Raw genomic sequence first — 14,028 nt, forward strand, 5'->3', positions numbered from 1 at the left:
GAAACGGCACAAAACGGGAAACGCCATATCTTCAAGATATGGCGTTTCCCGTTTTGTGCCGTTTCTTTTTGTATTACTGAACCCATTCCGGTGCGTCCTGCTCGATGGCGTGGCGAACTTTGGCCACAATATCATCCACAGTATCGTCGGGGCTAAACTGAAGCGGCTCTTTGAATTGAACCGTGAGCAGGGTATTCCGTTTTTTGAAACGTAATCCTTTCTTGTCAAAAGCCCGTCGAAATCCGTTAATAACGACCGGTACCACAATGGGCTCATTATTTTTGATGAGGTGCCCTGTTCCTTTCCTTACCGGCGCATAGGGCGTGGTGGTGCCCTGCGGAAAGCTTACGACCCAGCCATGCGCCAGTGCTTTAGCAATCTTCTCATTGGCCGAATTATCCACCGCCCGTTGCACTTCACGTCCCTCGGCCCGCCACGACCGCTCAATGGTTAACGCCCCACCCGCTGCAAAAACGCGGGGGACAATGCCTTTCTTCATGGTTTCAGAAGCTGCCACATAATACTGTCTTGCCCGTGGGCCAAGTAAATAAACGGGGGGTAAGAGTGTATTCTGAAAGCCCCATTTCACTGCGCAGAAGATGTGGAAAAAGGCAATAACATCGGCAAAATATGTTTGGTGATTCGATAAGAACAGGACGTTGTTAATGGGCAAGTTCTCCAGGTTTTCGGTCCCTTCAATTTGAATCCGATTCACGACCGTATAACGGGCGTAGGTTAGCCAGCCAACCAATCCAATTATTATCCGCCTGAACAGCAAAGAGTTACCAAAGGGGTCGCACTCGAACAGGCCGAGTATATCCAGAGGCATCAAAAACTTGGGCAGATAACTGAATTTAGTTGGCTTTATGTACTTCATTGTCTGAGTCAGAATCGCAGCTAATGGGTAAAGTTACAAGTATGCTACAATGTTTTAAAGAAAAAGTACAAATCTCTTATTTACAGTTGAAATATGATTGAATTACGCCAGACTTAAACAACCACAGGGAAAGATGGTAAACTTTTTTTTTGACCGGATTAATCCTTTGGCTTACTACGTTCTCTAACCATCAAATTCGCAACAATAACTACTTCGCCTATTGCCGACAGTTTACACAACCATATTCAGGTTTCTTTTTTCTAATCTATTTTCCCTTACAACCATGAAACGAATTGTGCTTGCCGGTGTCATTGCTTTGTTTGGTTTAGTTGCTGTTCAAAGCGCCTTTGCTCAAGTTCAGGTCGGCATCCGGGGTGGTGCAAACTTCGGCTTTGCATCGAAACCCGAATACCTGGGGAGTCTAACCCCCGACTTTCATTCATCCATCGGGCCAACCGGCGCTCTTTTTCTGGATATTCCACTAAGTGATCGTGTATCATTCCGTCCGGAGGTGTCGTACATACAAAAGGGCGTTGCCATTAAAGAAGGCTTTGATATTAACCTGGGTGGGTTCTCATTGCCTATAGGAGCTTCTATCGCTTATCAATCTCAACAAATTGAGGTGCCTTTGTTATTCAAGTTTAACCTGAGCGATGGACCTGTGCAGCCTTACTTCATTGCTGGTCCGGCGGTAAGTTACGCCTTCGACGGTCGTATCCGCACCCGTGCATCTGCCCTGGTGACAACTCGCCCTTTCGATGTTGATGTTAACTATGGCGGTATGCTGACCCCCTGGGATGTTAGCGCCGTGGGCGGCTTAGGGCTGGCGATGGATGCCGGTGCTGGTAAGTTCTTCGTAGAAGGGCGTTATACACACGGATTCACCCGTCAGGTGCAGGTGCCGGTTGTTAATGTCAACGTTCGCAACCGGGGCGTAGCCGTATCGCTGGGCTACTCATTCCCGATTGGTTATTAGTTTACTCATTCTGCCATTCACTCATTTTTCTATTGAATCAACCTGAGTTAGTAAAGGCGGAGTCTCTCGACTTCGCCTTTCTTGTTTGGTATGAGAATGTAGTTAAAATCAGGGAACTTTGGTTGCATAAGTGGGATTTCACGGTTGAATTGTATTAATTTTACTTCTCGTTAATTACCAAACCGCACGGGCGTTCCCCGTTGTACTTGCGACACTTAACTTATGGCAATGGTATCTGATTTTGTTCATTCAACTGCTCCCGAACCCCACCGTATTCGGACCCGGCAAATTCTGAAATCGCACCCTGAAATTAAAAAGCTGATTGGCCAGAAGAATCCAGCTACAATGTGGGTTGCCGTGGGCTGTGTAATTCTGATGACGGGTCTGTCTTATCTGGTGCGGGATCAATCGTGGTGGATTGTTCTGGCAACCGCCTGGTTTATCGGGGCTTTCCCAGCACATACCCTGTTCGTTTGTATTCACGAAGCAGCGCATAATCTGGTCTTCCGTAAACCGTCGGCCAATGCGTGGGTGGCTATCTTCGCCAACCTGCCAACCGTTTTTCCAACGGCATTGACCTTCAAGAATTTCCATATAAAGCACCATGCCTTTCAGGGTGTTCATGAACTGGACGCCGATTTGCCGGACTGGTACGAGGCTAAGTTGATCAGGAACTACGCTATTGGTAAGGCGATCTGGTTGCTGTTCTATCCTATTTTTCAGGGCATTCGTACCCTGCGGATGAAAGAATTAGCCGTTTTCGATAAGTGGGTAATTATCAATTTTATTGTCCAGATTACGTTCGATGTTCTGATTGTCACCCTGTTTGGCTGGAAGGCGCTGGCGTTTATGGTACTTTGTCTGTTCTTCTCGGTTGGGCTTCACCCACTCGGTGCCCGCTGGGCGCAGGAGCACTTCCTGACGCTCGATCCGCAGCAGGAAACATACAGCTACTATGGTCCTCTGAATGGCCCGAATCTGAACGTAGGTTTCCACAATGAGCACCACGATTTCCCGTCTATTCCTTGGAATAAGCTACCTGAAATTAAGAAATCGGCACCTGAGTATTACGAGTCGCTGAAATACCATACGTCCTTCGTAAAGTTGTTCTTTCTCTTTCTGTTCGATCAGGAGATTTCGCTTTTCTCCCGTATTGTCCGTAAAGAGCGGGGGCGTGTACCCGTTTCGGATCAATCGAGACCCGATCTGGAACTGGTGCAGCAGCAGGCTGTGCCCGTTGAAACGGCTGCCTAGGCAGATAACTGCCCAGACTTGTTGTCTATTCATCAACTATATAAAGGCTCCATTGCTCATGCAGTGGGGCCTTTTGTTTGGCAAGTATAGGTCATACTGAGTTATGCTTATGGCTGGCAGATCGGCAAAGTCTGTGATTATGGCGGAAAGAGTAGAAATAACTACGTGTGTTCCTTAGACTAAATGTTCTTTCCAGAATTCATAGAAACTTAATTTATGTTTGGTTGCCGAGTGAACTGTCTATGTCAACTTTGTGGCTATGTCTGAGCAAGCGCTAACCGATACCGAATTAGTAGCCCTGCTTCGTGATGATAGCGAGGAGGCATTTCGCGCGTTATACGAACGCCACTGGTACGACCTGTTTGTGCTGGCAAAGCGTAAACTCCGCGACGAAGCGATGGCCTGTGACATGGCGCAGGAACTGTTTCTTCGGCTGTGGCAAAAACGCAGAACGCTCCTCATCAATAACGTTGGGGCGTACCTGACCACTTCTCTGAAGCACCTTATTGTCGATCATGTACGCTCGCAGTTGCAGGGACAGCAATACGCCAGTCACTTCATTCACACTCCGCCAACCGATACGCTCAATACGCTCCATTCGGTACAGTTTAGCCAGTTAACCGAATCGCTCAATCACGCATTGGAGCAACTTCCCGACAAAACCCGCGAAGTATTTGTCCTCAACCGGTTCGAGCAACTGACCATCCGGGAAATCTCTACCCGGCTTGGCCTTTCGGAAAAAGCCATTGAGTACCACCTGTCTCGCTCGGTTGCCTTCCTGCGCGCCAACCTGCACGACTATGCCACGGCTATTGTGCTGACCATCCTGTCGAGCTATTAACAAATTCGTAACATACTGGTCTTAGGGTATTTTTCGAGTTGTTCGTCTGGTACTCTGAATGCGGCACAAACCAGGGTTGCCGTCGTCAGATTATATGGACCCCAAAGCGCTACAGGCCTTACTAACCAAATACCGGAACGGCGATGCAACCGACGAGGAGCGGGCGCAGGTCGAAGCCTGGTACGATGCGCTGGATGGCGAAGCCGAACCCACTCTGCCAGAAGCCGACAAGCGGGCATTCGTCGAGCAACACTGGCAGCAGATGGCGGCACAGATCAGGCAGACGCCAGCACGTAGCTGGTCGTCAACGCTGTTCTACCGGCTGGCGGCTGCTGCTTCGATTGTGTTGAGTATTGGCCTGGGCGGGTATTTCCTGACGAACCGCTTCGCCAAAACAGAATTCGATCAGGTAGCGGTTCAAACAGGCAAGTCGAAGCTGGTTGAGCGGACGAACGACTCAGGTAAGCCGCTTCGGATCACGTTAACGGATGGTAGTGCCATTACCCTTCAACCGGGAACCCAAATACACTATCCCGAACAGTTTGCTGAAAATCGGCGGGAAGTCCGGCTGGTGGGCGAGGGTTTTTTTGAGGTCACTAAAAACCCGAAACGCCCCTTTCTGGTCTACGCCAATGGGCTGGTTACCAAAGTACTTGGCACCAGCTTTACTATTGTGGCTCATTCGGGAAAGCCCACCGCCGAGGTCGTTGTGCGAACTGGCCGGGTGGCCGTTTACCGGCAAGCAGATCGGCAGGCCAGAGAGTCTGACATGGTGCTGACCCCCAACGAGAAAGCAACATTTTTCCGGGCAGAAAGCCGAATCGTAAAGTCGCTGGCCGATCATCCGGTGATTCTCCGGCCAGAAGCCATCAAATCCCATTTTGTGTTCGACAACACGCCCATTGCCCGTGTGTTTAGGGAATTGGATGACGTGTATGGGGTAACCATCTCCTTCGATGCCAACGCCCTTGTGAATTGTACACTCACGGCCAATCTGGCTAACCAGCCATTAATGGCCCAACTGGACATGATTTGTCTGTCTATTGGGGCTAGCTATCAAACCCACGGTACGCATATTCAAATCAGCGGTCGGGGCTGTCCTTAAAAACTAAACCAGCTTACTTACAACTACTTATACTTTATGAAACGTTTTCTTTCGCTATTGGTCAGCGTTCTGCTGAGTAGTAGCCTGGTCCATGCTGTGCCTCTTTCGGCGCAGGAACTGATGAATCGCCCCGTTTCCATAACGGTAGAGGGCGAGACGGTACGAACGGTGTTGCAGCAATTGGAAAAGGCTGTCGATGTGCGCTTTGTGTATAGCCCGCGGGTGATTGGCGCCGAAAAGCGTATTTCGATCAGCGCCCGCAATGAACGATTGGCAAGTGTACTCCAGCGGTTGTTTACGCCCCAGAATATAGCCTGGGAAGTCATTAACGGCCAGATCATTCTGAAAAAAGTGGATGGACAAAGCAGCCTGCTGTCTGTTCCGGCTTTTCAGATCAACCGGGCGGTAACGTTCGACCAGCCCCGGCGTATCCTGTCGGGGGTAGTGCGCGATAACGCCAGCAACCAGCCGCTGTCCGGCGTGAGTATTGTGGTGAAAGGCACTACACGCGGCACCTCGACCAATGCCGACGGGAGCTTTTCGCTGAACATTCCCGATGCCGGGGGCAATGTGATTCTGTCTTTCTCTTTCATAGGCTACGAAACGCTGGAAGTGCCGGTCAATGGCGGCCAGTCGACGATCAACGTAACCCTCAAAGAAACGCAGAACGCGCTGAGTGAAGTGGTCGTGGTGGGCTACGGAACTCAGAAGAAAGTGAACCTGACGGGAGCCGTATCGCAGGTGCTGGCCAAAGAGCTTGAAAACCGGCCGTTGAACAACATGTCGCAGATTCTTCAGGGCATGGTACCCAACCTGAACATTACGTTCAGCACGGGCCAGCCGGGGCAAGGTGGAAACCTGAACGTGCGTGGCGAAACGTCGATCAACGGGGGCGGGCCGCTGGTGCTGATTGACGGTATTCCGGGCGACATCAACCGCATCAACCCGGCCGACGTTGAGTCAGTATCGGTGCTCAAAGATGCGGCTGCTTCGGCAATTTATGGGGCGCGGGGTGCGTTCGGGGTTATTCTGGTGACGACCAAAACGGCCAAAAATGGCAAGACGACCATATCGTACAGCAATAACTTCGGCTGGTCGGCCCCAACGGTCAGCACCAAATTCCTAACCAATGGTTATGAGTATGTACGGATGAATGACGAAGCCTTTACGCGGGCTACCGGCAATAGCTACACGCGTTATTCGGAGGAAGATTATAAGGAACTGGAAGCCCGTCGGTACGATAAAGTGGAAGACCCATCGCGCCCCTGGACAGTGATCAAAAACGTAAACGGAAAAGATATATACAACTACTACGGGAATTACGATTGGTGGAATACGCTCTTCAATACGACCGAGCCTTCCAAACAACACAACATCAACCTGTCGGGCGGAACCGACAAGATCAATTATTTTCTGTCGGGATCGATTTTCGAGAAGGACGGAATCATGAAGATCAACACCGACAAATTCACGTCTTACACCCTGCGCAGCAAAATCAACGCCCAGTTAACGCCCTGGCTAAAGGTGGGCAGCAATATCCAGTATTTTGATTCGAAGTATAAATATCCCGGTCTGGAAGGGGGTGCCAATGCCAACTTTGTGGGCATCACCGTGCATGCCCTGCCCGCTTATGCGCCAACGAATCCCGACGGTACGGCTACGTACAACACCCTGAAAAACAATTACTCCATTGGCGACGGTCTGTATGCTAACCTGCTGAAAGGCGTTGCCGGGGGCGAAAAGCGCGTGCATGAATTAACCGCGATTAACTCGGTAACTATTGACTTTACCAAAACCTGGAATCTGGTCGCCAATTACTCGTACTCGTTTTACATCGCCGACGACTGGTACCGGTCTGCCGTGGCGCAGTACTCTATTCAGCCGGGGATTCTGGCGACAGTGCCCAACTACAACACCGACCAGTACCGCAAAACGTTCTGGTTCGACCCTATGAACGTGACCAACGTCTATTCGTCGTATAACCAAACCTTCGGAAAACATTATATGGCGGCTACGGCGGGGATCAACTACGAGTCCAAAAAACACCAGCGATTGTTTGGTGCTCGCAAGAACCTGCTTTCAGAAAGTCTCAATGATCTGAACCTGGGCACGGGCGAACAGCTCTCGGCAGGGGACTCCTATCAGTATTCACTGTTCGGGGCTTTTTACCGCCTGAACTACGATTATGCCGGAAAGTACTTGCTGGAAGTGAATGGCCGCTATGATGGGACGTCACGCTTCGGCGAAGGTCGGCGGTACGGATTCTTCCCCTCAGTTTCGGCGGGCTGGCGGCTGAGTGAAGAACGTTTCTTCGATCCGCTCAAAGGCGTCGTCGATAATTTCAAAATCAGGGCTTCGTATGGTACACTGGGAAATCAGCTGCCGTCCAATACCAACTCGGCCAGTTTTTACCCGTACATCTCCATCATGCCAACGGCGCAGTCGAGCTGGATAACCAACGGGCAGAAGCTCTCGTACGTAAACAGCCCGAACCCGATTTCGCCGGACCTTACCTGGGAAAAAGCGACCACCTCCAACCTGGGTCTGGATGCGGGTCTGTTGAAGAATCGGCTGAATTTATCCGCCGACGTCTACATCCGAAACACAACGGGTATGCTGGTACCGGGTCAGGTGCTGCCCTCGGTTTACGGGGCGACCGTGCCAACCCAAAACGCCGGAGATTTGCGGACAAAAGGTTTCGAGTTGTCCATCGGCTGGCGCGATCAGGTGAAGGTGGCCGGCAAACCATTTGTCTATAATGCGTCGTTCGTCCTGTCCGATTCCAAATCGACGATTACCAAATACGACAACCCAAACAAGATTCTGTCGAGTCGTTACGAAGGGCAGACCATTGGCGATATCTGGGGCTATTCCATCGACGGATATTTCAAGACCAACGAAGAAGCGCAGGCGTATGCCGTCGATCAAACACTCGTTAACAAGCAACGCCTGAGCGCCCCCGGCGACTGGAGCAAGCTACAGGCCGGTGACCTGAAATTCATTGATGTCGATGGAAATGGCAAGATCGATCAGGGAGCCAACACGCTGGCGAATCATGGCGACTTGAAAATAATTGGCAACGACCGGGCGCGTTATCGTTATGGGGTTAATCTCGGTGCGAGCTGGAACGGCTTCGACATGTCGGTGCTGGCGCAGGGTATCGTTCGGAAAAACTGGTATCCCGGCAACAACGCCGATAAATTCTGGGGGCCTTATTCGCGACCGTATTACTCGTTCATTCCGGAGAATTTCGAAGCCGACGTCTGGACTCCGACCAATACCGATGCGTACTTCCCGGTGCTGAGGGGCTACACGGCCCTGAACGGTGGTGGTGATCTGAACGCTGCGAATGACCGCTACATTCAGAACATCGGTTACCTGCGGCTGAAGAATGTGGTCATTGGCTACACATTGCCGGAAAGCCTCACAAAAAAGATCAGCATAAGCCGCGCCCGGGTTTATGTAAGTGGCGAAAATCTGCTTACTTATACGCCCCTCCGCTCTAAATACATTGACCCTGAGCAACTCGATGGCGACGCCACCAACGGCAGAACCTACCCGCTCTCCAAAACAATTTCTGCCGGTCTGAACCTCACGTTTTAGGTCAATTCAACACTTCGTACTCAGATGAAAAAACTACTAAGTATACTGGCTATTGCCCTTGGTTTGTCGGCCTGTGACCTGAACATGCTACCTCAGGACGCTATTTCGCCCGAAACCTTTTTCAATACCGAAAACGACCTGCTGCTTTACACGAATTCATTTTACAATGCCCTGCCATCGGCCGAAGATGTGTATAATGAAGACGTCGACAATGTAGTCAAGAACAGCCTGCGCGATGAGCTGCAGGGTACGCGGGTGGTGCCCACCAGCGGGGGCGGCTGGAGCTGGGGTACCCTTCGTAATATCAACTATTTTCTGGCCAACTCGGGGAAGTGCCCGGATGCCAAAGCCGTGGCCAAATACAACGGACTGGCCCGCTTTTTCCGTGCCTACTTTTACTTTGGCATGGTGAAACGCTTTGGTGACGTTCCCTGGTATTCGAAACCCATTGAGGTGATGGATCAGGAAATGCTGACTAAACCGCGCGATCCCCGAGCGATGGTGATGGATTCGGTGATGGCCGATATCAATTATGCCATTGCCAATCTGGATGCGTCGCGGCAGGTAACGACCGTTACCAAATGGACGGCCCTGGCTCTAAAATCCAGAATAGGTCTATACGAAGGCACATTCCGAAAATACCATACCGAATTCGGTCTGCCCAATGCCGATAAATTTCTGGACGAGAGCATTGCGGCCTCGGCCGATTTGATGAAGAACAGCGGGTATACCATCTACAAAGCCACGCCCGCAACCGCATACGGCAAGTTGTTCTCGTCGGACAACGCCATTCCAGACGAGGTGATTCTGGCCCGCGATTTCAGCGATGAGCTACAGGTGTATCATAACCTGAACTACTATACTATGACGGCATCGTACGGAAAGCCCGGCCTGGAAAAGAAACTGGTCAACAGCTACCTGATGGCCGACGGAACCCGCTTTACCGATATCAAAGGCTACGAAACCCTGCAGTTTGCTGAGGAGGTTCAGAATCGAGACCCTCGTCTGGCGCAGACGATCCGCACGCCGGGCTATACCCGTATTGGCGAAACAACGCCACTGGTGCCGGAATTTGGCGCTACGGTTACTGGTTATCAGCTGATCAAGTTCGTTTCGGCACCCAAGTGGGATACGTTTACTAAAGACATTACAGATATGCCTATTTTCCGGTACGCCGAGGTGCTGCTGAACTACGCTGAAGCCAAAGCCGAGCGGGGTACGCTGACCCAGGCCGACCTTGATCTGTCGACCAAACTCACCCGCGATCGGGTGGGTATGCCGAACATCAATATGGCCGCAGCCAACGCCAACCCCGACCCGTATCAGGCGCAGCAATATACCCAGCTAAAAGGCCCCAATACGGGTGTTATTCTGGAAATACGACGCGAACGGCGCGTGGAGCTGGTCATGGAGAATTTCTTCCGCTGGGACGATATCATCCGCTGGAAAGAGGGACAACTCCTGACAAAAACGTTCAAGGGAATGTATTTTCCGGGTCCGGGCAGTTACGATCTGGACAAGAACGGGAAAGTCGATCTGGTTATTTACGAGGGCACCAAGCCATCCGTACCGGGCGCTCAACTTCTCAAGCTGGGTAGCGAAATCCTGCTGGAGAATGGCAATAAAGGCGGCAACATTGTCGTAAACGGGCACATCAACAAGAAATTCAACGAGTCCCGCGACTACTTGTACCCCATTCCAACGCAGGAGCGGCTACTAAATACTAAACTGACACAGAACCCCAGTTGGGAGTAAGGGGGGCTGTGGTGTCGGGTTCTCAAACCCGACACAGTTAGTAAGCTTCACTGTTACGGAAAAAATAAAAAGACCCGACATGGTAGGTTTCTCAAAACTTACCATGTCGGGTTTGAGAACCCGACACCACGCAGACATCCTAAACCCCTATACACCAATATGCTTTCTGACAGACGATCGTTTCTTGAAAAAATGGCGCAGGTCGGGACACTGGGGCTGCTGCCCACGGTTCCAGCGCTGGCCGATACACAGTCCTCCGCAACCACTGAGGAAAAGAATCATTTTGTGGCGGGACCGTATCTTCAGAATATGGACACCCATGCCGTAACCATTATGTGGATCACCCACAAAAACTGCTTTAGCTGGGTGGAGTACGGAGCCGGTACCTACACCAGCAAACGGGAATTCGGCTATAACAACGGGCTGATCGAAGCCAACAACCGGATTAACAAAATAACCCTGTCGGGTCTGGCATCGGGTGCCGAGCATAAGTACCGGATCGTGTCCACCGAAATATTGGGCTACAAAGGGTCGAAAGTGGAGTTTGGCGAAACCATCACAAGCTCTATGTACGGCTTTAAGACCCCAGCCGAAAACGAGCAAGAGTTTAAGCTGGTTATCTTCAACGACATCCATGACCGCCCGCAGATTATCCCTCAATTGCTGTACCGGCACGGGTATACCGGCAATAAACGCGACTACGATTTTGTCGTGTTCAACGGCGACTGCTTCGACTGGGTGACCGAAGAAAGCCAGATGGTTGAGCACCTGATCAAACCGTCGGTCGATATTTTCGCGTCGGAAATGCCATTCATCCTGACGCAGGGTAATCATGAGTGTCGGGGTAGCTTCTCCCGCCATATTCCGGCCTATTATGCCTACCCGGACGACAAATACTACTATGCCTTCACCCGTGGCCCGGTGCGTTTTGTTATTCTGGATTCGGGCGAGGACAAGACCGACGACAGCGTTGAATACGGTGGACTATCGGCCTTCGACCGTTATCGGGAAACACAGGCGAAGTGGCTGGAGAAAGAAATTGAGAGTAATGACTTCAAAAAAGCTCCTTTCCGGGTCGTGCTGATTCACATCTCGCCTTACCACTCCGGCGACTGGCACGGAACTATGCATTGCCGTCAGGTATTTGGACCGTTGCTGAACAGGGCCAAAATCGACCTTCAGGTTTCGGGACACACGCACCGGTATGGTACCCACGACGCCAATGCCGATCACAATTATCCCATCGTGATCGGGGGCGGGCCGCTGGAAGGAAACCGGACGCTGATAAAGCTGCACGCTACCGCTAAAGAGTTGAATCTGAAGATGATTCGGGATGATGGTGAAGTGGTCGGGAAGTACACCATTTCTAAAAAGAGCCGCACGTAACTTGTTTCTGGCGTGTGATCGGTTTTAAGAAACTGACAGCGCGCCACATCTCACATACTAATCGAAATAAAACCGTTTTACCATCACTTATGAAGTTCGTCAATAGTCTGCTGTTCCTGCTGATTTCACTCGTTTCCTATGCCTACGAAGGCCCATCGGACGTAGCGAAGAAAGCAAAAAGTCTCAAAGTGATGACGTACAACATACACCACTGCAACCCGCCGTCGGCCGGAAGCAAGATTGATGTAGCGGCCATTGCCCGCGTCATTACGGCCGAAAAACCTGATTTTGTTGCCTTGCAGGAGGTTGACGTGAACACCGAACGGTCGGGGAAGGGGTTAAATCAGGCAAAGGAGCTGGCCCGGCTGACGGGAATGAACTTCTTCTTTTCGAAGGCCATCGATCATCAGGGGGGGGATTATGGCGTTGCGGTTCTATCCCGGTTCCCTATCCTCGACTCTACCCGATTTATCCTCCCCATCGACCCCGCCATTGGGGGCGAAACCCGAACCATAGCCACCATAACAGTAGAGCCTACCAAAGGAAAGCGCATGATCTTTGCCAGTACGCACCTGGATTTGAAGGAACCTAACCGGCTTACGCAGGCTGAGTTGATTATCAGACACTTTGGAGCCACTGATTTGCCGGTCATTCTGGGGGGCGATTTCAATGCTCAGGCCGACAGCAAGGTTATCCAGCTCTTTGACCAGACATTCGTGCGAAGCTGTCAATCCTGCGCGCCCACCATTCCAGTCAAAAACCCCAACCGCGCCATTGATTTCGTGATGGTCAAACAGGGCGGCTCGCTGAAAAGTACGTCGACAAGAGTCGTTGATGAGCAATATGCGTCCGACCATCTGCCGGTAGTTGTCGAACTAAAGCTGAACTGATTACATGGATAGGTTGTAAAACGATAGGCCACCAGTAGATAGATATACAGCCATTGGTGGGCGGTATGTCTTTATTTTGTAGCTTATAGGATGTCGTCACAAGTGCCAGCGTTTTAACGCCTACCAACCCATGAATTTACGATACGTTCTCAAAGCAAGCCGCTCGTTCAGCGTGGCGTTTTTCATTGCTCTATACCTGGTCGGGTGTACCTCAAAAACCACCGATCCGCAACCCGCTGCCGATCAATATCTGGTTAGCAGCAGCAACGTTGCTACGATTTCCAAAGATCAGTTAGTAACTCAGGCATCAGCCATTAGCCCCCTGTATGCACTGCTATTGAAACAGGGCATATCGGTGGTGAAGCTCGTTTACAAGACCAAAAACTGGGATGGCACAGCCATTCAGGCTTCGGGTCTGCTAATTGTGCCCAACACGACCACTGCTGTTCCCATGATCAGCCAGCAGCACGGGACCATTTTCGATGATGCTGACGCCCCTTCCAATTTCGGTCCCGAAAGCGAAGCTTACCAGTTCGCTACCATTTTTGCGTCTATCGGCTACATTATGGTCTGTCCGGATTACATTGGATTTGGGGCATCCAAGAGTCTGCCGCATACCTACGAAAACCGGACGAGTCTGGCACAGGCCAGTTTGGACATGCTGCGAGCTGCCCGTGAGTACATAGGCAGTCATTCGGAGATCAAATGGGATTCCCGGCTCTACATGGCGGGCTATTCGGAAGGGGGGTACGCTACCATGGCGCTGTACAAAAAGATGCAGGATGAAGTGCCCACGGAGTTTAACCTGCGGGCGGTTTCCTGTGGCGCTGGGGCTTACGATAAAACCAGTTTCATGAAGGCTTTGCTGACTCAGAAATCCGCAGGAGTTGCGCAGTGGAACCGGGCATTTTTGTGGGTATTATTGACCTACGATCAGATCTATAAACTCAACCGGCCACTGTCTTTCTACTTCAAGGAACCTTATCTGACCGATATTCAGAAAAACCGGCAACTGGCTACGCTGGACGTAAGTTTCGATCAGGTACTGACGGATTCATTCAAAGCGGGTATTTTGAACGGAACCGATACCGCCTTTCTCAACGCCGTGGCCGATAACAACATCTACGACTGGAAGCCGCTGACCACGCTGCAACTGTATCATGGAGACGCCGATCCGCAAGTGTATTACCTGAACTCAAAAAATGCCTACGATGCTATGCAGGCGCGGGGAGCGGGCAAAACGGTTCAGCTCTTCACCAGCGTTGGCAAGACGCACGTGCAAACGATACCGGATTGGCTCGCGGGTACGTATACGCTGTTTACGACGGTGCAGTAAGAGCT

The 14,028-nt window shown here is 51.2% G+C and carries 10 protein-coding genes; 9 read left to right on the forward strand and 1 reads right to left on the reverse strand.

The features are described 5' to 3' along the window. Positions 1–73 precede the first annotated feature (73 nt). Positions 74–877, reverse strand: coding sequence for a lysophospholipid acyltransferase family protein (locus NT073_RS06210; RefSeq protein WP_297370385.1), 804 nt, complete (start codon positions 875–877; stop codon positions 74–76). Between the two features lie 283 nt (positions 878–1,160). Between NT073_RS06210 and NT073_RS06215 the strand changes: the two genes are divergently transcribed. The 9 genes from NT073_RS06215 to NT073_RS06255 all read left to right on the forward strand — a co-directional run bounded on the left by NT073_RS06215 (position 1,161) and on the right by NT073_RS06255 (position 14,023). Next, positions 1,161–1,853 carry a porin family protein gene (locus tag NT073_RS06215; RefSeq protein WP_297370388.1) on the forward strand — a complete coding sequence of 231 codons (693 nt, stop codon included), beginning with the start codon at positions 1,161–1,163 and terminating at the stop codon, positions 1,851–1,853. Between the two features lie 222 nt (positions 1,854–2,075). Further along, complete coding sequence (locus NT073_RS06220; RefSeq protein ID WP_297370391.1) at positions 2,076–3,107, forward strand: fatty acid desaturase; 1,032 nt, start codon at positions 2,076–2,078, stop codon at positions 3,105–3,107. Positions 3,108–3,366: 259 nt separating this feature from the next. Next, positions 3,367–3,948, forward strand: coding sequence for a sigma-70 family RNA polymerase sigma factor (locus NT073_RS06225; protein WP_297370393.1), 582 nt, complete (start codon positions 3,367–3,369; stop codon positions 3,946–3,948). A gap of 58 nt (positions 3,949–4,006) precedes the next feature. Then, the gene (locus NT073_RS06230) at positions 4,007–5,053 is read left to right on the forward strand and encodes a FecR family protein (protein WP_297370397.1); all 1,047 of its coding nucleotides are present in this window, start codon (positions 4,007–4,009) and stop codon (positions 5,051–5,053) included. 36 nt (positions 5,054–5,089) lie between these two features. Continuing rightward, positions 5,090–8,656 carry a TonB-dependent receptor gene (locus tag NT073_RS06235; RefSeq protein WP_297370400.1) on the forward strand — a complete coding sequence of 1,189 codons (3,567 nt, stop codon included), beginning with the start codon at positions 5,090–5,092 and terminating at the stop codon, positions 8,654–8,656. A gap of 24 nt (positions 8,657–8,680) precedes the next feature. Further along, positions 8,681–10,411: a RagB/SusD family nutrient uptake outer membrane protein gene (locus NT073_RS06240; RefSeq protein WP_297370403.1), complete on the forward strand. Its 1,731-nt coding sequence runs from the start codon at positions 8,681–8,683 to the stop codon at positions 10,409–10,411. Positions 10,412–10,570: 159 nt separating this feature from the next. Further along, positions 10,571–11,797: a metallophosphoesterase gene (locus tag NT073_RS06245; protein WP_297370406.1), complete on the forward strand. Its 1,227-nt coding sequence runs from the start codon at positions 10,571–10,573 to the stop codon at positions 11,795–11,797. Between the two features lie 89 nt (positions 11,798–11,886). Beyond that, a complete protein-coding gene (locus NT073_RS06250; protein WP_297370409.1) occupies positions 11,887–12,687 on the forward strand; it encodes an endonuclease/exonuclease/phosphatase family protein in 801 nt (266 codons plus the stop codon). 130 nt (positions 12,688–12,817) lie between these two features. Then, positions 12,818–14,023 (forward strand): lipase family protein, encoded by a 1,206-nt coding sequence (locus NT073_RS06255; protein WP_297370411.1) that lies wholly within the window; start codon positions 12,818–12,820, stop codon positions 14,021–14,023. Positions 14,024–14,028: the final 5 nt, after the last annotated feature.

The sequence above is a fragment of the Spirosoma sp. genome (genome assembly GCF_026391055.1).
Classification (GTDB): Bacteria; Bacteroidota; Bacteroidia; order Cytophagales; family Spirosomataceae; genus Spirosoma.